The organism is Parafrankia elaeagni (assembly GCF_000374165.1).
Taxonomy (GTDB): Bacteria; Actinomycetota; Actinomycetes; order Frankiales; family Frankiaceae; genus Parafrankia; species Parafrankia elaeagni.
The window spans coordinates 90,928-115,181 of sequence record NZ_KB893739.1 but is presented as its reverse complement, the minus strand read 5'-3'; the positions used below and the strand labels follow the sequence as shown (position 1 = coordinate 115,181).

Genomic DNA, 24,254 nt, shown 5'->3' with positions numbered 1-24,254 from the left:
GGCCATGATCGTCGGCATGAACGAGCCCCGACCCAGGTACACCAGGGTTATGGCGAACTTCACCAGCAAGGTTCAGGAGCTGCTGCACAGCCCCAAGGCCCGCGAGATGGTCGACAAGGCGAAAATGGCCGCGAACAAGCCGGAGAACCGGGAGAAGTTCCGGCATCTGTCCAGCAAGTTCACCAGCCGCGGCCGTGGGCCCGGCGGTGGCCACACCCCGCACGCCTCCACGACGTCCAGCACCTCGAGCACGTCCGGGGTCGGCGGAGCACCCGGCTCCCCGACATCCGGCTCCTTCGGCGGGGACAGCCGCAGTGATGCCGAGCGCGAGCGGTCGGACTACGGCCCCTTCTGAGGCTCCCCTCGCCGCTGTCCCGCTGTCCCGCTGTCCCGCTGTCCCGCTGTCCCGCTGTCCCGCGGTCCCGCGGTCCCGCGGTGCCCTCGTCCCGGTCGCCGTGACGCGTACGGGCCGGGGGTCGGGGGCGCAGGTCGTACGATCTGACGGGTGAGCCTTCTTGATGCGGACGGCGAGCCCCCGGCCGGTTCGGCCCGGGTGGCCGATGCCGAGATGCGCACGCTGCTGGACCGTGCGGCCGAGGGCGGGCGGATCTCGCCGGAAGAGGCCCTCCTGCTCTACACCTCCGCGCCCCTGCACGCCCTCGGCCGGGCGGCGGACCTGGTGCGCCGCCGCAGATACCCGGACGGCATCGCCACCTACATCATCGATCGGAACATCAACTACACGAACGTCTGCGTGACGGCGTGCCGTTTCTGTGCCTTCTACCGGTCGCCCAAGCACCCCGAGGGCTGGGTGCGTGACGTCGACGACATCGTGGCCAGGTGCGGCGAGGCCGTGGAACTGGGCGCGACGCAGATCATGCTCCAGGGCGGCCACCATCCCGAGTTCGGGATCGAGTGGTACGAGGGCACCTTCGCGGCCATCAAGGCGGCGTACCCCCAGCTCGCGCTGCACTCGCTCGGTGCCAGTGAGGTCGTGCACATCGGGCGGACGTCGGGCCTGGGCCATGCCGAGGTCATCACCCGCCTGCGCGACGCCGGGCTGGACAGCTTCGCCGGCGCCGGCGCCGAGATCCTCACCGAGCGGCCGCGCCACGCCATCGCCCCGCTCAAGGAGCCCGGCCACGTCTGGCTGTCGGTGATGGAGACCGCCCACGGCCTCGGCCTGGAGTCGACGGCGACGTTCATGATGGGCACCGGGGAGACGAACGCCGAGCGCATCGAGCACATGCGCATGATCCGCGACGTCCAGGACCGCACCGGGGGCTTCCGGTCGTTCATCCCGTGGACGTACCAGCCGGAGAACAACCACCTCGGCGGCCGGACGCAGGCGACCACCCTGGAGTACCTGCGGCTGGTCGCCGTCGCGCGGCTGTTCTTCGACAACGTCGCGCACCTGCAGGGCTCGTGGCTGACGACCGGCAAGGAGGTCGGCCAGCTCACCCTGCACATGGGCGCCGACGACCTCGGCTCGGTCATGCTCGAGGAGAACGTCGTCTCCTCCGCCGGGGCCCGGCACCGAACGAACCGCACCGAGCTGATCCACCTGATCCGCGCGGCCGGCCGGATCCCCGCCCAGCGCGACACCCTGTACCGGCACCTGGTGGTGCACCGTGATCCGGCGCAGGACCCGGTCGACGAGCGGGTGGCCTCCCACTTCTCCTCGACAGCGCTGCCGCTGGTGACGACCTGAGCGGTGACGATCTGAGCCGCGAGCCCACGCCGGTACCCGCTTCGCCGACCGGTCCGAAGATCGAGCTGCATGTGCACCTCGAAGGGACGGTACGGCCCGAGATCCTGCTCGACATGGCCCGCCGCAACGACGAGGCGCTGCCTGCCCGCACCGTGGAGGGCCTCCGCGACCTGTACCGGTTCCGGGACTTCGACCACTTCATCAAGGTCTGGGTGCTCACCACCCACGTGATGCGCACCGCGGAGGACTTCCGCGAGGTTGTCGTCGACTACGCGAGCCGCGCCGCCGCGGACGGAGCCGTCTACCTGGAGGGGATCTTCTCGCCCTGGTACCGCGTGCACCGCGGCGTCCCGTGGCAGGAGATCTTCACCGGTTACACCGAGGGCGCCGTGGAGGCCCGGGAGCGTTTCGGTGTCGAGATCCGGCTCACCCCGGACATCGACCGGGTGCTCCCCCCGGAGGTCGCGATGGACGTCGTGGGCTGGTCGTCGCACTTCGCCGACCGTGGGGTCGTCGGGATCGGGCTGGGCGGCCCCGAGGTGGGTCACCCGCCGGAGCCGTACGCGCAGGTCTTCGCGGCCGCGGCGGACGCCGGCCTGGCCGCTGTGCCGCATGCGGGGGAGACATCCGGGCCGGCGTCGGTGCGTGGAGCGCTGGACGCGCTCGGCGCCCGGCGGATCCGGCACGGCATCCGCGCGCTGGAGGACCCTGAACTGGTCGCCGAGCTGGTCGAGCGGAACATCGTGCTGGACGTTTGCCCGGTGTCCAACCTGCGGACCGGAGTGATCCGGGAGCTGGCCGCGCACCCGTTGGCGGCAATGCTCGCGGCCGGCCTGCGCTGCTCACTCGGGACGGACGACCCGGCGATGTTCGGCACCGACCTGGCGCGGGAGTACGCGATCGCGGCAGGCCTGGGCGCACCGCTGCGGGACCTGTTCGCCGCCGGTGTCGACGGCGCGTTGTGCGACGACGGCACGAGGGCCCGGCTGGCGGCGATCGGCGCCGGCGCCGACTGGGACGCCGCCCAGGCCAACGCCTTCGCCGAGGCCGCGACCGCAACGGCAACCGCAACCGCAACCGCAACGGCAACCGCGACCGCAACTGCCACCGCGACCGCCGCCGGCACGAACGCAGAAGGATGATCTGGTGAGCCGAGCGGGTCTCGACAAGAAGCCCGAGCAGGTCGCAGCGATGTTCGATCAGGTCGCGCGCCGCTACGACGTGACGAACGCGATCCTGTCCGCCGGCCTGGACCGCACCTGGCGGACCGCCACCGCGCGGGCGCTCGACCTGGCGCCGGGCCTGCGTGTCCTCGACGTCGCCGCCGGCACGGCGACGTCCTCGCGCGCGTTCGCCGCCAGTGGCGCTGACGTCGTGGCCTGCGACTTCTCGCTCGGCATGCTGGAGGTCGGCCGCCACCGGCTCGCCGGCACCACCGGCGTCGGCGCGCCCCGCGGCGGTACCGGGGGCGTGCCGGGACGGGTGCTGCTCACCGCCGGGGACGCCCTGCGGCTGCCCTTCGTCGACGCCTCCTTCGACCGGGTGACGATCTCGTTCGGGCTCCGCAACGTCGCCGCCGTGGATGTCTGCCTCGGCGAGCTGCTGCGGGTGACCCGGCCGGGCGGCGTACTCGCGATCTGTGAGTTCAGCCGGCCGGTGTGGGGGCCGGTCCGCACGGTCTACCTGGAGTACCTGATGCGTGCGCTGCCGGCCGTGGCCCGCGGGGTCAGCAGCAGCCCCGACTCGTACGTGTACCTGGCGGAATCCATCCGCGCCTGGCCGGGGCAGGCGGAGCTGGCCGATCTCGTCCGCGGGGCCGGCTGGACGCGGGTGAACTGGCGCAACCTCAGCGGCGGCATCGTGGCGGTGCACCGGGCTGTGCGCCCCTTGGAGCAGGAACCCGGTGCGGTGGGAACCGCGCGGTAGGGGCGGCCTCGCGGCAGGAACGCCGCGTGGGGGGACAGGCGCGTTCCTACGTGGCGGGGACGTGCGACTCGAGCCAGGCGACGGTGCGGGCCCATGCGTCGCGGGCCGCCTGCGGGTCGTACGAGTCGGGGCGCGCGTCGTTGTGGAACGCATGGCCGGCCCCGGGGTAGCGCACGATCTCGGTGTCGACGTCGGCGCGGGCGGCGGCGGCCCGCAGGTGCTCCACCTGCTCGACCGGCGCCGCCGGGTCGAGGTCGCCGTACAGGCCGAGCCACGGACTCTGCAGGCGGGCGGCGACCTCCAGCTGGGAGGGCTCACCGAACCGGCCGTCCTCGATGCCGCCGCCGTAGAACGTGACCGCGGCACCCAGCGGCCGCCGGACGGCGGCGTGGAAGGCGATGCTGCCGCCCATGCAGAAACCGACGACCGCGCAGCGGTCGACCGCCGTTCCCGACTCGGCCAGCACCATCAGCCCGGAGTCCAGGTCATCGAGGAGGTCGTCGCCGGCGAGCCAGCCGTGTACGGCGAGGGCGGCCGGGGCGTCCCCGTAGTCGAAGACGGGCGAGCCGACCCGGTGGTAGAGGTCGGGCGCGACGGCCCGCCAGCCGAGATCCGCGAAGCGGCGGCAGACGTCGGTGATGTGGTCGGTGAGGCCGAACGCCTCGTGGACCACCAGCACACCGCCGCGGGCGGTCCGGCGCGGTTCGGCGATGACGGCGGGTGTCGGGCCGTCCGCCGTGGTGAGGACCACGGTCTCTGATGTCGTGACAGTGTCTGAGCTCATGGCCGTCGATCTCCGAGGTCGGGGGGGCCGGAGGTCGATCCGGGTCGGAGACGATCGGCCGGCTCCAGGTCAGCTGGGGGGCGTCAGCTGCGGCGCGCCCGCCACCTACCGGTCGGCCCGCCTCGTACCCGGTCGGGATGTACCCGGCTCGGGCGGCCATGTCACCTCATCGGGCACCCGGACCGGCACCGGCCGCCCGGACGGGCCACCACGGTGGTGCCATGGGTTGCCGAGGGATAGCGCTGAGTTGCTCCTCCAGGGGCTGGGTTGACTCGTCTTCGGTTCTGGAGGTCCTGGTTGGTGCCTCCGGCGCGGCCAAGGCCTACACTTCGGCGTGGCGCTCGTGAAGAATTTCACGAGCGCGCAAGCAGGGGTCTGGAATGGGGCCGGCGATCGGCCGACAGCGTGGGGAATCCGGAGCAGCGCGTGACCACAGGGATGACGGAACGAGACGGCGCCCGCACGGACGACCGTCCCGATGCCGACGTCATCGTGGTGGGCGCCGGGCCCGGCGGCTCGGCGACCGCCTACCACCTGGCGCGAACGGGCCTGGACGTCCTGCTGCTGGAGAAGAGCACCTTCCCGCGCGAGAAGGTCTGCGGCGACGGGCTGACCCCCCGGGCGGTGCGAAGCCTGGTCGAGATGGGTATCGACACCTCGGCGGAGGCCGGCTGGCTGCGCAACAGGGGGCTGCGCATCATCGGCGGCGGCCTGCGGCTCGAGCTGCCCTGGCCGGAGCTGGCGAGCTGGCCGGACTACGGGCTGGTCCGCCCGCGCGCCGACTTCGACGAGATGCTCGCCCGGCACGCGGTCAAGGCCGGAGCACGGCTGCGCGAGGGCACCACGGTTACCGGGCCGCTGCGTGACGACCGCACCGGGCGGGTCGTGGGCGTGACCGCGCGGGCCGGGGTCGACCGGGCGCCGGTCGACTTCCGCGCCCCGGTGGTCGTCGCGGCAGACGGGAACAGCGCGCGGATCGCGCTGGCGCTGGGGATCCGCCGGCGGGAGGACCGCCCGCTCGGCGTCGCGGTGCGGCGCTACTACCGCAGCCCCCGCTCGGGCGACGACTTCCTGGAGTCGCATCTGGAGCTGTGGGAGGGTCCGCCCCGGCAGAGCCGGCTGCTGCCCGGGTACGGCTGGATCTTCGGTATGGGCGACGGCACGAGCAATGTCGGCCTCGGGATGCTGAACACCACCAGCGCCTTCCAGAACACCGACTACCGGGATCTTCTGCACCGGTGGCTGGCGGCGCTGCCGCCGGAGTGGGGATACGCCGAGGAGAACGCGCTCGGCCCGGTCCGGGGGAGCGCGCTGCCGATGGCGTTCAACCGCACCCCGCACTACCAGGACGGGGTTCTCCTCGTCGGCGATGCCGGCGGGATGGTGAACCCGTTCAATGGTGAGGGCATCGCGTATGCGATGGAATCGGGCCGGATTGCCGCGGAGGCGATCGTGCTCGCGCTCGCCCGCGGCTCCGGGCCGGCGCGGGAGCGTGCGCTGGAGCGTTATCCGGAGATCATCCGAGAGACATACGGCGGGTATTACACCCTGGGTCGCCTGTTCGTACAGCTGATCGGGAATCCGACCGTGATGGGTCTGGGCACGCGGTACGGGCTGCCCCGGCCCATGCTGATGCGTTTCGTCCTGAAGATCATGGCGAACCTGACCGACCCGCGGGGAGGTGATGCCTCGGACCGGCTGATCAACGCGTTGACCCGGCTGGCGCCCACCACCTGACCGGCAGGCCCCGCGGGCCCGGCATGGCCGAGACCCGGTTCCGGGGGTGGACGACGCACCGTCCGGCGGCGAACGATCGGGACATCGGCGCACCTGCCCGTGCGGCGCGGATATTCGTCCGGTCACCCGTACCGGCAGCGAAAGAACGTTTCGGCGTCCTTCGGCCGGCCAACAGGCAGCCGCCTGGTGACGGGCCGGAGCGAACAATCCCGGTGCGACCGGGAAAACAGCGGTCGCGTAGGCTGCATGCGCGCTCCGCCCCGTCCGGGGGCCGGGGCGGGAAGTACACCGGTTGGCCCGGGCGGGCGGTAACGGTCGCCCCCGGCGAACCGCCACCAAGACGTCCGCACCAAACATTCGAAGGAGAGGAGTTCGGCATGCTTGACAGTTATGTGCCGATCCTCGTTCTGCTCGCGATCGCGATGCTGTTCGCGGTCGGTTCCGTGGCGGTGAGCGCGCTGGTCGGCCCGAAACGGTTCAACCGTGCCAAGGTCGACATCTACGAGTGCGGTATCGAACCCGAGCCGGTGCCGGCCGGGCCGCATCGCTTCCCGGTGAAGTACTACAACACCGCGATGCTCTTCATCGTCTTCGACATCGAGATCATCTTCCTGTTCCCGTGGGCGGTCGCGTTCGACAGTCTCGCGGTTTTCGGTCTCGGCGCGATGGCGTTGTTCATGGCGACGATCTTCGTCGCCTACGCCTACGAGTGGCGCCGGGGGGGTCTGGAATGGGACTAGAGGAAAAGCTGCCCGGCGGGGTCCTGCTGACCACCGTCGAGAAGCTGGCGAACTGGTCGCGGCGCTCCTCGCTGTGGCCGGCCACGTTCGGCCTGGCCTGCTGCGCCATCGAGATGATGTCCACCGGTGCCGGCCGCTACGACCTCTCCCGCTTCGGGATGGAGGTCTTCCGCGCCAGCCCGCGCCAGGCCGACCTCATGATCGTCGCTGGCCGGGTGAGCCAGAAGATGGCCCCGGTGCTGCGCCAGATCTACGACCAGATGCCCGAGCCCAAGTGGGTGCTGTCGATGGGCGTCTGCGCGAGCAGCGGCGGCATGTTCAACAACTACGCCATCGTGCAGGGCGTCGACCACATCGTCCCGGTCGACATGTACCTGCCCGGCTGTCCGCCGCGTCCGGAGATGCTGATGGACGCGATCATCAAGCTGCACGAGAAGATCCTCGCCGGTCCGGTGTCGGGCAAGACCGAGCACACCGAGGTCGGCGCCGCGCCGTACGCGAAGCCCATCGAGGTGGCCACGGCGTGGTCCGGCCTGCCGGCCGGGGCGGTCGACACCCGCACCCTGTCGGTCAACGACCGCAAGCGCTTCAGCCTCCCGGAGGGGGCGCCGGCTCCGGCTGGTCGCGGTGCCGTCGAGCCGTCGCTGGACACCCGCCGCCCGGCCGCGATCGCCCCGCCGTCGGTGTTCGGGCGCGGCAAGCGGGTGCCGGTCGACGCCAAGCCGACCGACGAGTCCCGGGCCGGCGGCCCCGGACCGAGCACGGAGACGCTGACCGATGACTGACCTGGTACCGGGTAACGCCGGGGTCCCGGGCGGCCCGGGTGGCCGCCGCCGCGACGCGTTCGGCGCCCGCGGCAGCGGCGACACCTCCGGCTTCGGCGGGCTGGTGCCGCCGGTCCCGACACTGGAGTCGAGCTCCCGGCCGTTCGGAGACGAGGCGGCGGACTCGGTGTACGACACCCTGGAGCGGGTCTTCCCGGAGCTGGGTGACGCCGTCGAGCGGGTCGTGTTCGCCTACGGCGAGCTGACGATCCACGTCCGCCGCGAGCGGCTGCTCGAGGTCGCCTGGAAGCTGCGCGACGACCCGGGCCTGCGGTTCGAGCTGCTGTCCTCCTCGTCCGGGGTCGACTACCCCGACGATCTGACGGGCCGGCGCCTGCACACGGTCATCCACCTGACGTCGATGACCCACCGCCGCCGCCTGCGTGTCGAGGTCTCGGTGCCGGACGCCGACCCGCACCTGCCGAGCCTGACGCCGGTCTGGCCGACCGCCGACTGGCACGAGCGGGAGACCTACGACCTGTTCGGCATCGTCTACGACGGCCACCCGGGCCTCGCGCGGATCATGATGCCGGACGACTGGGTCGGGCATCCGCAGCGCAAGGACTATCCGCTGGGCGGCATCGCCGTCGAGTACAAGGGCGCGCAGATCCCGCCCCCCGACACGCGCCGGAGCTACTCGTGACGGCCCGTCGTCGCGCTGTCGGGGCGCGCCAGACCGCCGGGACTGTCGGTACCGCCGCGTACAACAGTGCCGCCGCGTACATCCGAGCAGACCTCCGAGGTTCGCTATGAGCACGCACACCGAGACCCCTGTCGACGCCGCGGGTGGCACGGCGGCCGGCGATCCGGCCGAGACCGTCACCGGTGCCCAGCCCTATGAGGCCGGCTTCACCGAGTCGTCCGCCGGCCGGGTCTACACCGTCACCGGGGGGGACTGGGAGCAGGTCCTCGGTTCCGGTGAGGACGACGGCGAGCGCATCGTCGTCAACATGGGCCCGCAGCACCCGTCCACCCACGGGGTGCTCCGGCTGGTGCTGGAGATCGAGGGCGAGACGGTCACCGAGACCCGTCTCGTCATCGGCTACCTGCACACCGGCATCGAGAAGAGCTGCGAGTACCGCACCTGGACGCAGGCGGTCACCTTCCTCACCCGGGCGGATTACCTCTCCCCGCTGTACAACGAGGCGGCCTACTGCCTGTCGGTGGAGAAGCTGCTGGGCATCACCGACGAGGTGCCCGAGCGGGCGACCGTCATCCGGGTGCTGGTCATGGAGCTGCAGCGGATCGCCTCGCACCTGGTGTGGCTGGCGACCGGCGGCATGGAGCTCGGCGCGACGACCGGCATGATCTTCGGCTTCCGTGAGCGGGAGAAGATCCTCGACCTGCTCGAGCTGATCACCGGCCTGCGGATGAACCACGCCTACATCCGCCCCGGCGGCCTCGCCCAGGATCTCCCGGACGAGGCGGTGCCGAGGATCCGCGAGTTCCTCGTCGACATGCCGAAGCGGATCCGCGAGTACCACGCGCTGCTGACCGGCCAGCCGATCTGGAAGGCGCGGATGGTCGACGTCAACTTCCTCGACGCGGCCGCCTGCATCGCGCTGGGCACGACCGGCCCGGTGCTCCGCGCCGCCGGCCTGCCCTGGGACCTGCGCAAGACCATGCCGTACTGCGGCTACGAGACCTACGAGTTCGACGTCCCGACGGCACTGGAGGCCGACTCCTACGCCCGGTACCTGGTGCGGCTGGAGGAGATGGGCGAGTCCCTCAAGATCATCGAGCAGTGCCTGGACCGGCTGCGCCCCGGCCCGGTCATGGTCGCCGACAAGAAGATCGCCTGGCCGTCGCAGCTGTCGATCGGGTCGGACGGCATGGGCAACTCGCTCGAGCACATCCGCAAGATCATGGGCACCTCGATGGAGGCCCTGATCCACCACTTCAAGCTCGTCACCGAGGGCTTCCGGGTGCCGGCCGGCCAGGTGTACACGCAGATCGAGTCGCCCCGCGGCGAGCTCGGCTACCACGTCGTCAGCGACGGCGGCACCAGGCCGTTCCGCGTCCACGTGCGCGACCCAAGCTTCGTCAACCTGCAGGCCGTGCCCGCGATGACGGAGGGCGGGCAGGTGGCGGACGTGATCGTCGGAGTAGCCTCCGTGGACCCGGTGCTCGGGGGAGTTGACCGCTGATGGCACTGACCGAACAGACACGGGATGCCGCCCGCGAGATCATCGCGCGTTACCCGGCGGGACATTCCCGCTCGGCGCTGCTGCCGATGCTGCACCTGGTGCAGTCGGCCGAGGGCGCCGTCACCGCGGAGGGTGTCGAGTTCTGCGCCGAACAGCTCGGCATCACCCACGCCGAGGTCGGCGCGGTCGCGACCTTCTACACGATGTACAAGCGCCGCCCGGTCGGGGACTGGCTGGTCTCGGTGTGCACGAACCTCTCCTGCCTGCTCCGTGGCGGTGAGGACGTCTACCAGCGGCTGTCGGGCACGCTCGGGGTCGGGCATGATCAGACCACCGAGGACGGCACGATCACGCTGGAGCACGCCGAGTGCCTCGCGGCCTGCGACTACGCCCCGGTCATGACCGTGAACTACGAGTTCTACGACCAGGTGACCCCGGACTCCGCCGAGGAGATCGTCGACGCCCTCCGGCGCGGCGAGCGCCCGGCCCCCACCCGCGGTGGTCCGCTGTGCACGTTCGGTGAGACCTCCTTCCAGCTTGCCGGGTTCGCCGACCCGCGGCCGGAGGGCGTCGCGGGCCCGGGGGTGGGCGACCCGTCGCTCGCCGGCGTGCTGATCGCGGAGGCCGGCGGCTGGAAGCCGGAGGACGGTGTCGCCGGCGCCCCGCCGCTGACGCCGCTCCCGTCGACCGCGCCGCCGTCCGCCCCCGCGGGCGCGACCGGCGCGGCGGACCAGGCACCGCCGCCCGCCTCGGCGACCGGCGCCACGCAGACGAAGGTGAACTGACCATGCCTGTCACCCCGGTCCTCACCCGGCGCTGGAGCGCGCCCGAGTCGTGGACACTGGCGACCTACGAGCGCCTCGACGGTTACCAGGGCCTGCGCCGGGCGCTCGCCCAGGGCCCCGATGACCTCATCAAACTGATCAAGGACTCCGGCCTGCGCGGCCGTGGCGGAGCCGGCTTCCCCACCGGCATGAAGTGGGGCTTCATCCCGCAGGGCGACGGCAAGCCGCACTACCTCGTCATCAACGCCGACGAGGGCGAGCCGGGCACGTGCAAGGACGCCCCGCTGATGAAGGCGGACCCGCACTCGCTCATCGAGGGCATCGTCATCGCCGCCTACGCGGTGCGGGCCAGCCGGGCCTTCGTCTACCTGCGCGGCGAGCTGATCCACGCCGCGCGACGGCTGCGCGCCGCCGTCGCCGAGGCCTACCAGGCCGGCTACCTGGGGCGGGACATCCTCGGGAGCGGCTTCGACCTCGACCTGGTGATCCACTCGGGGGCCGGTGCCTATATCTGCGGCGAGGAGACGGCCCTGCTCGACTCGCTGGAGGGCCGCCGCGGCCAGCCGCGGCTGCGCCCGCCGTTCCCGGCGACGCACGGCCTGTACGCATCCCCCACGGTCGTGAACAACGTCGAGACGATCGCCACGGTTCCCTTCATCGTCAACTACGGCGTCGACTGGTTCCGCTCGATGGGCCGGGAGCGCTCGCCGGGCCCGAAGATCTACAGCCTCTCCGGGCACGTGACCCGCCCCGGGCAGTACGAGGCCCCGATGGGCACCACCCTGCGCGAGCTGCTGGACCTGGCCGGCGGCGTGCTCGGCGGCCGCAAGCTGAAGGCGTGGACGCCGGGCGGCTCCTCCACCCCGCTGCTGACCGCCGACCACCTGGACGCCCCGCTGGACTTCGAGGGCGTGCAGGAGGCCGGCTCGCTGCTCGGCACGGCCGCGCTCATGATCATGGACGAGACCGTGGACATGCTGCCGGTCGTCCGCCGGCTCACCCAGTTCTACGCACACGAGTCGTGCGGCAAGTGCACCCCCTGCCGGGAGGGCACCACCTGGATGGTGCAGATCCTCTCCCGGATGGAGCGCGGCCAGGGCGACCCGGACGACGTCGACACCCTCGTCGACGCCTGCGACAACATCTTCGGACGCGCCTTCTGCGCGCTCGCGGACGGCGCCACCTCGCCGATCGTCTCCGGGATCAAGTTCTTCCGGAACGAGTTCCTCCCGATCACCCCGGCGAACCCGTCGGGCTCCACCACGTCGGTAGCCGGCTCGGCGAACGGCGCGACCGCGGGTGGCGCGGCCGCGGGCACGCCGGGCGCCTACGCGGGAGCGCACTGACATGACCGTCGCCCCAGAGAAGCCGGCCGCGCCGGCCGCCCCCGACCACGTCACGCTCACCATCGACGGCGTGGCGGTGAGCGTGCCGAAGGGCACCCTGATCATCCGGGCCGCGGAGCAGCTGGGCATCGAGATCCCGCGCTTCTGCGACCACCCGCTGCTGGACCCGGTCGGGGCCTGCCGGCAGTGCATCGTGGAGGTGGAGGGCCAGCGCAAGCCGGTCGCCTCCTGTACCACCACGGTCGCCGCGGACATGGTGGTCAGGACCCAGATCTCCTCGCCGGTCGCGAAGAAGGCACAGGCCGGGAACCTGGAGTTCCTGCTGCTCAACCACCCCCTCGACTGCCCGATCTGCGACAAGGGCGGCGAGTGCCCGCTGCAGAACCAGTCGATGGCGAACGGCGCCGCCACGTCCCGGTTCAAGGAGACCAAGCGGGCCTACCCCAAGCCGCTGGCCATCTCCACCCAGATCCTGCTGGACCGCGAGCGCTGCGTGCTCTGCGCGCGGTGCACCCGGTTCTCCGCGCAGATCGCCGGCGACCCGTTCATCGAGCTGTTCGAGCGCGGTGCCGCCGAGCAGGTCGCGGTCAGCGACGGGCAGCCGTTCTCGTCCTACTTCTCCGGCAACACGGTGCAGATCTGCCCGGTCGGCGCGCTCACCAGCGCCGCCTACCGGTTCCGGGCCCGGCCGTTCGACCTGGTGTCGACGCCGACGTCCTGCGAGCACTGCGCCGCCGGCTGCTCGCTGCGCACCGACCACCGGCGCGGCAAGGTGACCCGTCGCCTCGCCGCCGAGGACCCGGCGGTCAACGAGGAGTGGAACTGCGACAAGGGCCGCTTCGCGTTCACCTACGCCCGCCAGGCCGACCGTCTCACCACCCCGCTGATCCGCGACGACAGCACCGGTGAGCTGGTCGAGGCGAGCTGGTCGGAGGCGCTGGAGTACGCCGCCCGCGGGCTCGCCGAGTGCCGGGACCGCCGCGGTGTCGGTGTGCTGGCCGGGGGCCGGCTCACCCGTGAGGACGCCTACGCCTACGCCAAGTTCGCCCGGGTGGCTCTGCGCACCAACGACGTGGACTTCCGGGCCCGTCCGCACTCCGCCGAGGAGGAGGCGTTCCTCGGCAGCGAGGTCGCCGGCACCGGCATCGGCGTCACCTACGCCGACCTGGAAGCCGCCCCCGCTGTCCTGCTCGTGGCCTTCGAGCCCGAGGAGGAGTCCGGCATCGTCTTCCTGCGGCTGCGCAAGGCGGCCAGCAAGCACGGGACCGTGGTGCATGCGCTCGCTCCGCTGGTCACCCGTGGACTGCGGAAGCTCGCCGGCACCCTGATCCCGATCGTGCCCGGTGGCGAGGCCGCCGCGCTCGACGAGCTGGCCACCGGGACGACCGGCGCCGCCACGACCGAGGCACTGCGCGCACCCGGCGCGGTGATCCTGGTCGGTTCGCGCGCCGCCGAGTCGCCCGGGGCCCTGTCAGCGGCCCTGCGACTGGCCGAGACGACCGGCGCCGCGCTGGCCTGGGTGCCGCGCCGCGCCGGCGAGCGTGGCGCGGTGTCCGCCGGCCTGCTGCCGTCACTGCTTCCCGGCGGGCGCCCGGTGGCTGACATCGGAGCCCGCGCCGAGGTGGAGTCCTTCTGGGGCGCCAACCTGCTCGGCGCCCCCGGCCGCGACACCGCCGGCATCCTGGCCGCCGCCGAGGCGGGCCGCCTCGACGCGGTCGTCGTCGCCGGCGTGGACGCCGAGGACCTGCCCGACCCGGCCGCCGCACTGGCCGCGCTGGCGCGGGTGCCGTTCTGCGTCTCGCTGGAGATCCGCCGCTCGTCGATCGCCGAGGTCGCCGACGTGGTCTTCCCGGTGGCCCCGGTCGCGGAGAAGGCGGGCACGTTCGTGAACTGGGAGGGCCGGCTGCGTCCCTTCCAGCGGGCGCTCGACACCCCCGCACTGCCCGACCTGCGGGTCCTGCACCTGCTCGCCGCCGAGATGGGCGTCGACCTGCGCGTCCCGGACGCCGGGGCGGCCGCGCGCGAGCTGAGCGAGCTCGGCCGGGCCGGCGACGAGACGGGCCGCGGGCCGGCGCCGACGGAGGTCCCGTCCGAGCCGGTGGCCGCCGGGGCGGGTGAGGCACTGCTCGCCACCTGGCACCTCAACATCGACGACGGCGCGCTGCAGGCCGGCGAGCCCTACCTCGCCGGCACCGCCCGCCCGCCGCGGCTGCTGCTCTCGGCGGCCACCGCGGACGAGATCGGCGCGGTCGAGGGCCAGCCGGTCACCGTCAGCACGTCCCGCGGCTCGGTCACCCTGCCGCTGGAGATCAGCGAGATGCCCTTCCGGGTGGTCTGGGTCCCGACGCACTCGCCCGGCTCGCACGTGCGCCGCTCGCTGGCGGAGCACGCGGGGGTCCGGGTACGCCTCACCCCCGGCGGCCCGCTGCCGGCCGAGACCGCGCCCGGCGGGGGCGTCGACACCTTCCCGGTCGACGAGCGGCGCGGCACCGCACTGGGCTCGCAGCTCGCCGAAGCCAGTGACACCGCCGTGACCGTGGCCCCGCTCGGCCGGAACGACACCACCGGAGGCCGGGCATGACCGGGACCTCGACGCTCCTGATCGCCGCGAACATGGGCGACCCGGACACGTCCGTCCTCACCGACGACCCGTTCTGGCTCATCCTGATCAAGGCCGTCGCGGTCTTCGCCTTCCTGCTCGTGATGACGCTGTTCGCGATCGTCTTCGAGCGCAAGGTCGTCGCGAAGATGCAGCAGCGGGTCGGGCCGAACCGGCACGGCCCGCGCGGCTGGCTGCAGAGCCTCGCCGACGGCGTCAAGCTCATGCTCAAGGAGGACATCGTCCCGGCGCTGGCCGACAAGCCGATCTTCATCCTGGCGCCGGTCATCTCCGCGGTACCCGCGTTCCTCGCGTTCGCCTGCATCCCGTTCGGGCCCGAGGTGTCGATCTTCGGTGAGCGGACCCTGCTGCAGCTCGCCGACCTGCCGGTCAGCGTCCTGTACCTGCTGGCGGCGGCGTCGCTGGGCGTCTACGGGCTGATCCTCGCCGGCTGGTCCAGCGGGTCGACGTACCCGCTGCTCGGCTCGCTGCGCTCGGCCGCGCAGATCATCTCCTACGAGGTCGCGATGGGCCTCGCCTTCGTGGCGGTGTTCATCTACGCCGGGACGCTGAGCACGGCCGGCATCGTGCAGAGCCAGCACGACTGGTGGTACGTCGCGCTGCTGCCCTCCTTCGTCCTGTACGTGATCGCGATGGTCGGCGAGACGAACCGGACGCCCTTCGACCTCCCCGAGGCCGAGGGCGAGCTGGTCGGCGGCTTCCACACCGAGTACAGCTCGATCAAGTTCGCCTTCTTCTTCCTCGCCGAGTACATCAACATGGTCACCGTCTCGGCGATCGCGACGACGCTGTTCCTCGGCGGATGGCAGCCGCCGCCCATCCCCGGCCTGTCCGGGCTGGACCACGGCTGGTTCCCGCTGATCTGGTTCGTCGCCAAGCTGCTGCTGTTCATCTTCGTCTTCATCTGGCTGCGGGGAACGCTCCCGCGGCTGCGTTACGACCAGTTCATGGCCTTCGGCTGGAAGGTCCTCATCCCGGTCGGCCTGGTCTGGGTGCTCGCGGTCGCCACCTTCCGCGCCTACCAGGAGCACGTCACCGACCGCACGCCCTGGCTCATCGGCTTCGGGGTCGTGGTGGGCATCCTGCTCATCGTCGCGATCATCGATCCGGGTGCGGGCAGGGCCCAACGGGAGCAGGAGGAGGCCGAGCGGGAACGGGCCGAATCCGCCCCGAGCCTCGACCGGATCCCCTGGCCCCCGCCGTCCGGCGGCCCGGCCGCGGGTGTGCTGGCGGGGCGCGACAAGGGAAACACCACCGTCATCCCCGCGGGCTCCGGCCCGCGTCAGGAGAGCTGAACCATGGGGATCCTCGACCCCTACAAGGGATTCGGCGTCACCTTCTCGACGATGTTCAAGAAGCCGACGACCGAGCAGTACCCGGAGTACAAGAAGGAGACGGCGCCGCGGTTCCACGGCCGGCACCAGCTCAACCGACACCCCGACGGTCTCGAGAAGTGCGTCGGGTGCGAGCTGTGCGCCTGGGCGTGCCCCGCGGACGCGATCTACGTCGAGGGCGCGGACAACACCGACGAGGAGCGCTACTCCCCGGGTGAGCGCTACGGCAGCGTCTACCAGATCAACTACCTGCGCTGCATCCTGTGCGGGCTGTGCATCGAGGCGTGCCCGACCCGGGCGCTCACCATGTCGAACGACTACGAGCTCGCCGACGACAGCCGCGCCGACCTGATCTTCACCAAGGAGCAGCTCCTCGCCCCGCTGCGGGAGGGGATGGAGAACCCGCCGCACCCGATGCGGCTGGGTGAGAGCGAGACCGACTACTACACCCGCGATCCGGACGCCCCCCTGCCCTGGCAGGTGGGCAGTACCTCGGGTGAGGGTGCGCCGGCCGGGGAGACCCAGGCCGAGGCGGAGAGCGTCATCGCCCGCCGGGTCGCCGGCGAGCACTCCCGGGCGGACGAGGTTCCCGCCCACGGCGCCGGTTCGGAGCAGCCGCGATGAATCCGCAGATCCTCGCCCAGGCGGCGGAGATGACCAGCACGTCGAACGGCGAGGCCTGGACCTTCTGGCTCCTCGCGCCCGTCGCGGTCATCGCCGCCCTCGGGCTGGTGCTGGTGCGCAGCGCGGTGCACTCGGCGCTGCTGCTGGTCGTGAACCTGTTCTGCGTCGCGGTGTTCTACCTGATCCAGGACGCGCCCTTCCTCGGGTTCGTCCAGATCATCGTCTACACCGGCGCGATCATGGTCCTGTTCCTGTTCGTGCTGATGTTGGTCGGCGTGGACTCGTCCGACTCGCTCGTCGAGACCCTGCGCGGCCAGCGGATCGCCGCGGTGATCCTCGGTCTGGGCTTCGCCGGTCTGCTGGTCTTCCCGATCGGCCAGGCGATCGACGGTGGCACGGCGGCGGGTCTGGAGGCGGCGAACAGCGGGGGCAACGTCCACGCCATCGGGCGCCTGCTCTTCACCGAGTACGTGTTCGTCTTCGAGGCGATCTCGGCCCTGCTGGTCGTGGCCGCCATCGGGACGATGGTGCTGGGTCACCGTGAGCACACCGGCGAGAAGCTCACGCAGAAGGAGCAGATGCGCCGGCGCTTCACCGCGGGCGGGCCGGTCACGCCGCGACCCGGGCCGAAGGTCTTCGCGCTCAATCCAGATCTGGAGCAGGCTGTCCGCGGCACCGGCGAGCCTCCGGCCGTCGGCGGGACGTCCACCGGCGACGGGCCCGGCGCCAGCGGCCCGGGACCGGGCAGCGCGGGCCCGGGTGGATCCGGTCCGGGCCCGAGCGGTCCGGGTGATTCCGGTGGTGGCAACGGTGGTCCCGGCGGCGCGGGTGGTACGGGTGGTGACGGCGGGCCGGGCACCGGCGGCCACGGCGTGAACGGCACAGCGGAGGGCTCCGACAGCGGGAGCGCCGTGGGCGAGTCGGCGCCGGTCGGCGCGGGCAGGGGGAGTGGTCGGTGAACCCGGCGAACTATCTGATCCTGTCGGGACTCCTGTTCACCATCGGGGCGACCGGCGTACTGGTCCGGCGCAACGCGATCGTCGTGTTCATGTCGATCGAGCTGATGCTCAACTCGGTGAACCTGACGCTGGTGACCTTCTCCCGCATCCACGGCACGCTGGAGGGCCAGATCATGGCGTTCTTCGTCATGGTGGTGGCCGCCGCCGAGGTGGTCATCGGCCTCGCCATCATCCTGGCGATCTTCCGGACGCGCAGATCCGCGTCAGTCGACGACGTGAACCTCCTCAAGTACTGAACCGCCTGAAGTGCTGAGTCGCTCGATGTCCTGAGCAACCTCGATGTCCTGAGCACCTCGACGCACTGAGCAACCTCGACGTACCCGGGCCTCCTCCAGGCCTGTCCCCGGCCGCTCACGACGCGGCCGCGACCGGGACCTCCGGTCACGGAAGAACGGACGACACTGCAGTGACGCTTTGCGCAACAGGGGCGGCGCAGCCCGGACCACCTCCGGTGGCCCTGGCGCTGGCGCACGTACCCGGAACCGGACCGCGATGAGCGCGCCAGGGGCCCTCCTCGCGGCCGAGGAGCACGGCGGTGGGGCCGTGCACTACGCCGCCGCGTCCGGGGCGTTCTCGCTGACCTGGCTGCTCATCGCGCTGCCGCTGGCCGGGGCGGCCGTTCTCCTGCTCGGCGGCCGGCGCACCGACCGGTGGGGCCACCTGCTCGGAACGCTCACGGCGGCGGCCTCGTTCGTCGTCGGCCTGGTGCTGTTCTTCGGGCTGCTCGACCGGGAGGGCGACGACCGCGCGGTCTCCCAGCACCTGTTCAGCTGGGTGCCGGTCAACAGCTTCCAGGTGGACGTCGGCCTGCTGGTGGACCAGCTCTCCATCCTGTTCGTACTGCTGATCACCGGTGTGGGAACGCTGATCCACATCTACTCGATCGGCTACATGGCGCACGACCCGGGGCGCCGACGCTTCTTCGCCTACATGAACCTGTTCCTGGCGTCGATGCTGCTGCTGGTCCTGGGGAACAACTTCCTGGTCCTGTACGGCGGCTGGGAGCTGGTCGGTCTCTCGTCCTACCTGCTCATCAAGTTCTGGGAGTACAAGCCCGCCGCGGCCACCGCCGCGAACAAGGCCTTCTACATGAACCGGGTCGGTGACGTCGGGCTGGCGCTCGCCATCATGTTCATGTTCGCCACCGTCGGCAGCACCAACTACGACGACGTGTTCGGCGCGGCCGCCGCGGACGTGATCGGCTACGGCACCATCAGCGCGGTCGCGCTGCTGCTCCTGCTCGGCGCGTGCGGCAAGTCCGGCCAGTTCCCGCTGCAGGCCTGGCTGCCGGACGCCATGGAGGGCCCCACCCCGATCTCCGCGCTGATCCACGCCGCGACGATGGTCACCGCCGGCGTCTACCTGATCGTCCGCTCGGCGCCGATCTTCAACGAGACGCAGGCCGCCCGCACCGTCGTCCTGATCATCGGGGCGGTCACCATCCTGATCGGGTGCGTCATCGGCTGCGCCTACGACGACATCAAGAAGGTCCTGGCGTACTCGACGGTCAGCCAGATCGGCTACATGTTCCTGGCGGTGGGCCTCGGGCCCGCCGGCTACGCGCTCGGCATCATGCACCTGCTGGCGCACGGCTTCTTCAAGGCCGGCCTCTTCCTCGGCTCCGGCTCCGTCATCCACGCGATGGACGACGAGCAGGACATGCGCCGCTACGGCGGGCTGCGGAAGTACATGCCGATCACCTGGATCACCTTCGGGCTCGGCTACCTGGCGATCATCGGCTTCCCGGGCCTGTCCGGCTTCTTCACCAAGGACCGCATCATCGAGACCGCGCTGGCCAAGGGCGGGACGAGCGGCTACGTCCTCGGCGGAGTGGCACTGCTCGGCGCCGGTATCACCGCGTTCTACATGACCCGGCTGTTCCTCATGACCTTCCACGGCAAGGAACGCTGGGAGCACGAGGGCCCGAAGGCAAAGCACCCGCACGAGTCGCCGACCACGATGACCGGCCCGATGCTGCTGCTCGCGGTCGGCTCGGTGTTCGCCGGTGGCCTGTTCGTCCTCGGCAACTCGATGCAGAACTGGCTGGCGCCGGTCGTCGGTGAGCACGGCGAGGCGCACCACGACATCTCGCCCGCCGTCGTCACCGCGCTGGTGCTGGTCGTCTCCGCCGGTGGTTTCGCCGGTGCCTACCTGCGCTACGCGCTGCGCCCCGTCGAGGCCGTCGCCCGGCCGGACGCCGAGGTCAGCGTGGTCACCGTCGCCGCGCGGCACGACCTCTACGCGAACACCGTCAACGAGGCCGTCGCCATGCGGCCCGGGCAGTACCTGACCCGCTTCCTGGTCTGGGCGGACAACGTCGGGATCGACGGATTCGTGCGCGGCAGCGCCGCGGCCGTCGGCGGGCTGTCCGGCCGGCTGCGACGCACCCAGACCGGTTTCGTCCGGTCCTACGCACTGTCGATGTTGGGAGGTGCCGTCCTCGTGGTCGGTGCTCTGCTGCTGACCAGGGCCGGCTGACGTGAGTACGGCTCCCTGGCTGACGATCCTGCTGATCGTCCCCGCGGTCGGATCGCTCGTGGTCGCGGGTCTTCCGCGCCGGTCCGTCGCGCTCGCCAAGCAGCTCACGCTGGCGATCTCGCTCGCGGTGCTGGTGCTGGCCGTGCTGGCCACCGCCGCCTACGACCCGGACAAGGCCGGTTTCCAGTTCGGCCAGTCCTACGACTGGATCAAGGAGTTCGGCGTCTCCTACTCGGTGGGCGCCGACGGCATCTCGCTGGTGCTGATGCTGCTCGCCGCGCTGCTCGTGCCGGTGGTCGTGCTGGCCTCGTGGGACGAGGTCGAGGAGGGCAAGCGGTCGGTCCCGGCGTTCTTCGCGCTGCTGCTGGCGCTGGAGACGGGCATGATCGGGGTCTTCGCGGCCACCGACGTGTTCCTCTTCTACGTCTTCTTCGAGGCCATGCTCATCCCGATGTACTTCCTCATCGGGAGCTACGGGCCGGCCGAGGAGAAGGCACAGCGTTCCTACGCGGCGGTGAAGTTCCTGCTCTACAGCCTGTTCGGCGGGCTGCTGATGCTGGCCGCGGTGATCGGTCTCTACGTGGTCTCCGCCGACCAGCTCGGTACCGGCACCTTCGACTTCGCCACCCTGCGCCAGCTGGAGATCACCCCCGGCGTGCAGAAGCTGCTGTTCCTCGGCTTCTTCGTCGCCTTCGCGATCAAGGCGCCGCTGTTCCCGTTCCACACCTGGCTGCCCGACGCCGGCGCGCAGTCGCCCACCGGCGGCGCCGTGCTGCTGGTCGGCGTCCTGGACAAGGTCGGCACCTTCGGCCTCATCCGGTACTGCATCCCGCTGTTCCCGGACGCCGCCGAGTACTTCGCGCCGATGGTGCTGGCCCTGGCGGTGATCGGCATCTTCTACGGCGCACTGCTGGCCATCGGCCAGCGGGACATGAAACGCCTGGTCGCCTACACCTCGCTGGCGCACTTCGGCTTCATCGCCCTGGGGACGTTCGCCTTCACCTCGCAGGCCGGCACCGGCGCCGTGCTCTACATGGTCAACCACGGACTGTCGACGGGCCTGCTGTTCCTGGTGGTCGGCATCCTGGTCAGCCGGCGGGGCAGCCGGGACGTCAGCGCCTACGGCGGCATGGCCCAGGTGACGCCGATACTCGCCGGGGTCTTCCTGATCGCCGGCCTGTCCTCGCTGGCGCTGCCGGGCACGAACAGCTTCGTCAGCGAGTTCCTGGTGCTGGTCGGCACCTTCACCGAGTACCGGGCGCTGGCGATCGTGGCGACCTGCGGCATCGTGCTCGCCGCGGTCTACATCCTTTACCTGTACCAGCGCACGATGACCGGTCCGATCAAGGACGAGAAGATGCGCCTCGTCAAGGACCTCAGCACGCGGGAGCGGCTGGTGGTCGCGCCGATGGTCGCGCTGATCATCGGGCTCGGCGTGTACCCCAAGCCGCTGCTCGACATCATCACGCCCACGGTCACCGCCACCTTCGAGGACATCGGGAAGTCTGACCCGGCGCCGACGGCCCCGGTGGCCGCGCCGGAATCCGGAGGCCATTCGTGAGCGCAGTACCCACTGTGCTGGCACAGAACGTCCCGCTGGCACAGGACGTCACACAGAAGATCACACCGCCGTCGATCGAGTACTCGGCGCTCAGCCCGATGCTCATCCTCTTCGGCGTCGCCCTGGCCGGTGTCCTCGTCGACGCCTTCGCGCCGCCGAAGGCCCGGCGGGTGCTGCAGCCGCTGCTCGCGGGCGGCGGCTTCATCGCCGCCTTCGTCGCCGTCGTGCTCCTGCACACCCGGCGCGAGATCCTCGCCGCCGGCGCGGTGGCCATCGACGGGCCCACCCTGTTCATGCAGGGCACCATCCTGGTGTTCGCGGCGCTGGCCGTCCTGCTCGTCGCCGAGCGCCGGCTGGACTCGTCCGGTGGCGCGCTCGTCGCCTCCGCGGCCGTCGTGCCCGGCTCCAAGGGCTCCACGGCGCAGCGCACCTCCCCGGAGGTGCAGACCGAGGCCTACCCGCTGATGGTCTTCTCGGTCAGCGGCATGCTGCTCTTCGTCGCCTCGAACAACCTGCTGGTCATGTTCGTCGCGCTGGAGATCCTGTCGCTGCCGCTGTACCTGCTGGCCGGGCTCGCCCGCCGGCGGCGCCTGCTGTCGCAGGAAGCCGCGATGAAGTACTTCCTGCTCGGGGCGTTCTCGTCGGCGTTCTTCCTCTACGGTGTCGCGTTCGCCTACGGTTACGCCGGCAGCGTCGAGCTGGGGCGGGTCGCCGACGCGGTCGGCACGGTCGGCCAGAACGACACCTATCTCTACCTGTCGCTCGCCCTGCTCGGCGTCGGTCTGTTCTTCAAGATCGGTGCCGCTCCGTTCCACTCCTGGACGCCGGACGTCTACCAGGGCTCCCCGACGCCGATCACCGCGTTCATGGCGGCCGGCACCAAGGTGGCCGCCTTCGGCGCGCTGCTCCGGGTCTTCTACGTGGCCTTCGGCGGCATGCGCTGGGACTGGCGTCCCGTGGTCTGGGCCGTCGCGATCCTCACCATGGTCGTCGGGGCGGTGCTGGCGCTGACCCAGCGCGACATCAAGCGGATGCTCGCCTACTCGGCCGTCGCCCACGCCGGCTTCCTGCTGGTCGGCATGGCCGGCTCGAACACCGACGGCCTGCGCGGCGCGATGTTCTACCTGGTGACCTACGGCTTCACCACCATCGCCGCGTTCGGTGTCGTCTCGCTCGTCCGCACCGGAGACGGGGAGGCCAGCGACCTGTCCCAGTGGCAGGGCCTGGGCCGCACCTCGCCGGTGGTCGCGGGCACGTTCGCGTTCCTGCTGCTCGCACTGGCCGGTATTCCGCTGACCAGCGGATTCACCGGCAAGTTCGCGGTCTTCCAGGCTGCGATCGCCGGTGACGCCACCCCGCTCGTCATCGTCGCTCTCGTCTGCAGCGCCATCGCCGCGTTCTTCTACGTCCGCGTGATTGTGCTGATGTTCTTCTCCGAGCCGTTGGCAGACGGCCCGGTGGTGGTCACCCGCCCGACGCTGACCTTCGCCACGGTGGGTATAGGTGCACTCATGACTCTGCTTCTGGGCGTGATTCCCCAGCCACTTCTCGACCTTGCGACCACCGCGGCGACCTCCGGCTTCGTACGCTGATGGCGGTATGAGCGCTATCGGGCTGGACGTGATGGGGATCAGGGCCGACCCTGATCTTGAGAAGGCTGTCCGGGTCGGGCTCGCCGCGGTCGAGGACCAGCTGCGGGTGTCCGTCCGCAGCGAGTTCTCGTTCGTCACCGAGGCGTCCCGGCACCTCGTCGACGCGGGCGGCAAGCGGTTCCGGCCCATGGTCGTGCTGCTTGCGGCGCAGTTCGCCGACCCCGACGCTGTCGGCGTGGTGCCGGCCGCCGTCGCGATCGAGCTGACGCACCTGTCGACGCTGTACCACGACGACGTGATGGACGAGGCACCGCTGCGGCGTGGCGCGGCGTCGGCCAACGCCCGCTGGACGAACACGGTCGCGATTCTCACCGGCGACTTCCTGTTCGCCCGCGCCTCCGAGATCACGGCTGACCTGGGGCCGGAGGCCACCCGCATCCTGGCCCGCACCATCGCCGCACTGTGCGAGGGACAGATCCGTGAGACCGTCGGCCCCACACCCGGCCAGGATCCGATCGAGCACTACCTGCGGGTCATCACCGACAAGACCGCGTCGCTGATCGCCACCTCCGGCCGGCTCGGGGCGATGCTCGCCGGCGCCGACCCGGTGACGTCCGACATCCTCGCCGCGTTCGGCGAGCGGTTCGGGGTGGCCTTCCAGCTCTCCGACGACCTCATCGACGTCGCGTCACCGACCGAGGCGTCCGGGAAGACCCCCGGTACCGATCTGCGTGAGGGCATCCCGACGCTTCCCGTCCTGTACGCCCTGGAGGGCGACGACGCGGGTGCGCGGCGGCTGCGTGATCTGCTCGGCGAAAACCCCTGGGCGCAGGAGGGAGTCGCGGAGCCCGCCGTCGCGGAGGCGTTGGAGGTACTGCGGGAGCACCCGGCCATGGGCCGGGCACGTGCCGAGCTGATCCGCTGGTCGAACGAGGCCCGCGCCTGCCTGGCTCCGCTCCCCGACAGCTCCGCGAAGGTGGCTCTGGAGTCACTGGCCGACTTCGTCGTCGACCGCACGGGCTGACC

Annotated in this window: 21 protein-coding genes; 20 read left to right on the top strand and 1 reads right to left on the bottom strand. The window is 71.2% G+C overall.

Going from position 1 to position 24,254, the window contains the following annotated elements; translation table 11 throughout:
* The first annotated feature begins 4 nt into the window (after positions 1–4).
* The 4 genes from B207_RS40735 to B207_RS0120760 all read left to right on the top strand — a co-directional run bounded on the left by B207_RS40735 (position 5) and on the right by B207_RS0120760 (position 3,637).
* Positions 5–355, top strand: coding sequence for a hypothetical protein (locus tag B207_RS40735; RefSeq protein ID WP_195905328.1), 351 nt, complete (start codon positions 5–7; stop codon positions 353–355).
* 150 nt (positions 356–505) lie between these two features.
* Complete coding sequence (gene mqnC / locus B207_RS0120770) at positions 506–1,711, top strand: cyclic dehypoxanthinyl futalosine synthase (RefSeq protein ID WP_018638521.1); 1,206 nt, start codon at positions 506–508, stop codon at positions 1,709–1,711.
* 71 nt (positions 1,712–1,782) lie between these two features.
* Positions 1,783–2,853: an adenosine deaminase gene (gene add / locus B207_RS0120765; RefSeq protein ID WP_018638520.1), complete on the top strand. Its 1,071-nt coding sequence runs from the start codon at positions 1,783–1,785 to the stop codon at positions 2,851–2,853.
* A gap of 4 nt (positions 2,854–2,857) precedes the next feature.
* Positions 2,858–3,637 (top strand): demethylmenaquinone methyltransferase, encoded by a 780-nt coding sequence (locus B207_RS0120760; RefSeq protein ID WP_018638519.1) that lies wholly within the window; start codon positions 2,858–2,860, stop codon positions 3,635–3,637.
* A gap of 46 nt (positions 3,638–3,683) precedes the next feature.
* Here the strand turns inward: B207_RS0120760 and B207_RS0120755 are convergent, their stop codons facing one another.
* A complete protein-coding gene (locus B207_RS0120755) occupies positions 3,684–4,421 on the bottom strand; it encodes a dienelactone hydrolase family protein (RefSeq protein ID WP_035741528.1) in 738 nt (245 codons plus the stop codon).
* 438 nt (positions 4,422–4,859) lie between these two features.
* Between B207_RS0120755 and B207_RS0120750 the strand changes: the two genes are divergently transcribed.
* The 16 genes from B207_RS0120750 to B207_RS0120675 all read left to right on the top strand — a co-directional run bounded on the left by B207_RS0120750 (position 4,860) and on the right by B207_RS0120675 (position 24,252).
* Positions 4,860–6,158, top strand: coding sequence for a geranylgeranyl reductase family protein (locus B207_RS0120750; protein ID WP_018638517.1), 1,299 nt, complete (start codon positions 4,860–4,862; stop codon positions 6,156–6,158).
* 377 nt (positions 6,159–6,535) lie between these two features.
* A complete protein-coding gene (locus B207_RS0120745; RefSeq protein WP_018638516.1) occupies positions 6,536–6,898 on the top strand; it encodes an NADH-quinone oxidoreductase subunit A in 363 nt (120 codons plus the stop codon).
* Positions 6,889–7,683 (top strand): NuoB/complex I 20 kDa subunit family protein, encoded by a 795-nt coding sequence (locus B207_RS42940; protein WP_018638515.1) that lies wholly within the window; start codon positions 6,889–6,891, stop codon positions 7,681–7,683. Before B207_RS0120745 ends, B207_RS42940 begins: the two co-directional genes overlap by 10 nt.
* A complete protein-coding gene (locus tag B207_RS0120735; RefSeq protein ID WP_018638514.1) occupies positions 7,676–8,365 on the top strand; it encodes an NADH-quinone oxidoreductase subunit C in 690 nt (229 codons plus the stop codon). Before B207_RS42940 ends, B207_RS0120735 begins: the two co-directional genes overlap by 8 nt.
* A 106-nt stretch (positions 8,366–8,471) precedes the next feature.
* Entirely contained in the window at positions 8,472–9,869 is a 1,398-nt protein-coding gene (locus B207_RS0120730) for an NADH-quinone oxidoreductase subunit D (RefSeq protein ID WP_018638513.1), read from the top strand.
* Positions 9,869–10,654 (top strand): NADH-quinone oxidoreductase subunit NuoE, encoded by a 786-nt coding sequence (gene nuoE, locus B207_RS0120725; RefSeq protein WP_018638512.1) that lies wholly within the window; start codon positions 9,869–9,871, stop codon positions 10,652–10,654. Before B207_RS0120730 ends, nuoE begins: the two co-directional genes overlap by 1 nt.
* 2 nt (positions 10,655–10,656) lie before the next feature.
* Complete coding sequence (gene nuoF / locus B207_RS0120720; protein ID WP_018638511.1) at positions 10,657–12,000, top strand: NADH-quinone oxidoreductase subunit NuoF; 1,344 nt, start codon at positions 10,657–10,659, stop codon at positions 11,998–12,000.
* 1 nt (position 12,001) lies between these two features.
* On the top strand, positions 12,002–14,581 hold the full coding sequence (locus tag B207_RS0120715; RefSeq protein WP_035741525.1) for an NADH-quinone oxidoreductase subunit G: 2,580 nt from the start codon (positions 12,002–12,004) through the stop codon (positions 14,579–14,581).
* On the top strand, positions 14,578–15,915 hold the full coding sequence (nuoH, locus tag B207_RS0120710; RefSeq protein WP_018638509.1) for an NADH-quinone oxidoreductase subunit NuoH: 1,338 nt from the start codon (positions 14,578–14,580) through the stop codon (positions 15,913–15,915). The genes B207_RS0120715 and nuoH overlap by 4 nt, the downstream gene beginning before the upstream one ends.
* A gap of 3 nt (positions 15,916–15,918) precedes the next feature.
* Positions 15,919–16,578 (top strand): NADH-quinone oxidoreductase subunit NuoI, encoded by a 660-nt coding sequence (gene nuoI, locus B207_RS0120705; protein WP_018638508.1) that lies wholly within the window; start codon positions 15,919–15,921, stop codon positions 16,576–16,578.
* Positions 16,575–17,537: an NADH-quinone oxidoreductase subunit J gene (locus tag B207_RS0120700; protein ID WP_018638507.1), complete on the top strand. Its 963-nt coding sequence runs from the start codon at positions 16,575–16,577 to the stop codon at positions 17,535–17,537. The genes nuoI and B207_RS0120700 overlap by 4 nt, the downstream gene beginning before the upstream one ends.
* Positions 17,534–17,833 carry an NADH-quinone oxidoreductase subunit NuoK gene (gene nuoK / locus B207_RS0120695; RefSeq protein WP_018638506.1) on the top strand — a complete coding sequence of 100 codons (300 nt, stop codon included), beginning with the start codon at positions 17,534–17,536 and terminating at the stop codon, positions 17,831–17,833. The genes B207_RS0120700 and nuoK overlap by 4 nt, the downstream gene beginning before the upstream one ends.
* A 256-nt stretch (positions 17,834–18,089) precedes the next feature.
* Complete coding sequence (gene nuoL, locus B207_RS0120690; RefSeq protein ID WP_018638505.1) at positions 18,090–20,075, top strand: NADH-quinone oxidoreductase subunit L; 1,986 nt, start codon at positions 18,090–18,092, stop codon at positions 20,073–20,075.
* A gap of 1 nt (position 20,076) precedes the next feature.
* Positions 20,077–21,636, top strand: a complete 1,560-nt coding sequence (locus B207_RS0120685; protein WP_018638504.1) for an NADH-quinone oxidoreductase subunit M — start codon at positions 20,077–20,079, stop codon at positions 21,634–21,636.
* Between the two features lie 14 nt (positions 21,637–21,650).
* Positions 21,651–23,228: an NADH-quinone oxidoreductase subunit NuoN gene (gene nuoN, locus B207_RS0120680; RefSeq protein ID WP_018638503.1), complete on the top strand. Its 1,578-nt coding sequence runs from the start codon at positions 21,651–21,653 to the stop codon at positions 23,226–23,228.
* A gap of 7 nt (positions 23,229–23,235) precedes the next feature.
* On the top strand, positions 23,236–24,252 hold the full coding sequence (locus tag B207_RS0120675) for a polyprenyl synthetase family protein (RefSeq protein ID WP_026311265.1): 1,017 nt from the start codon (positions 23,236–23,238) through the stop codon (positions 24,250–24,252).
* Positions 24,253–24,254 lie beyond the last annotated feature (2 nt).

Bases quoted from the DNA above. Each gene is read 5' to 3' on its own strand.
- B207_RS40735 (WP_195905328.1), top strand. From the start codon at position 5: ATGATCGTCGGCATGAACGAGCCCCGACCCAGGTACACCAGGGTTATG.
- B207_RS0120755 (WP_035741528.1), bottom strand. From the start codon at position 4,421: ATGAGCTCAGACACTGTCACGACATCAGAGACCGTGGTCCTCACCACG.
- B207_RS0120750 (WP_018638517.1), top strand. From the start codon at position 4,860: ATGACGGAACGAGACGGCGCCCGCACGGACGACCGTCCCGATGCCGAC.
- B207_RS0120745 (WP_018638516.1), top strand. From the start codon at position 6,536: ATGCTTGACAGTTATGTGCCGATCCTCGTTCTGCTCGCGATCGCGATG.
- B207_RS42940 (WP_018638515.1), top strand. From the start codon at position 6,889: ATGGGACTAGAGGAAAAGCTGCCCGGCGGGGTCCTGCTGACCACCGTC.
- B207_RS0120735 (WP_018638514.1), top strand. From the start codon at position 7,676: ATGACTGACCTGGTACCGGGTAACGCCGGGGTCCCGGGCGGCCCGGGT.
- B207_RS0120730 (WP_018638513.1), top strand. From the start codon at position 8,472: ATGAGCACGCACACCGAGACCCCTGTCGACGCCGCGGGTGGCACGGCG.
- nuoE (WP_018638512.1), top strand. From the start codon at position 9,869: ATGGCACTGACCGAACAGACACGGGATGCCGCCCGCGAGATCATCGCG.
- nuoF (WP_018638511.1), top strand. From the start codon at position 10,657: ATGCCTGTCACCCCGGTCCTCACCCGGCGCTGGAGCGCGCCCGAGTCG.
- B207_RS0120715 (WP_035741525.1), top strand. From the start codon at position 12,002: ATGACCGTCGCCCCAGAGAAGCCGGCCGCGCCGGCCGCCCCCGACCAC.
- nuoH (WP_018638509.1), top strand. From the start codon at position 14,578: ATGACCGGGACCTCGACGCTCCTGATCGCCGCGAACATGGGCGACCCG.
- nuoI (WP_018638508.1), top strand. From the start codon at position 15,919: ATGGGGATCCTCGACCCCTACAAGGGATTCGGCGTCACCTTCTCGACG.
- B207_RS0120700 (WP_018638507.1), top strand. From the start codon at position 16,575: ATGAATCCGCAGATCCTCGCCCAGGCGGCGGAGATGACCAGCACGTCG.
- nuoL (WP_018638505.1), top strand. From the start codon at position 18,090: ATGAGCGCGCCAGGGGCCCTCCTCGCGGCCGAGGAGCACGGCGGTGGG.
- B207_RS0120675 (WP_026311265.1), top strand. From the start codon at position 23,236: ATGAGCGCTATCGGGCTGGACGTGATGGGGATCAGGGCCGACCCTGAT.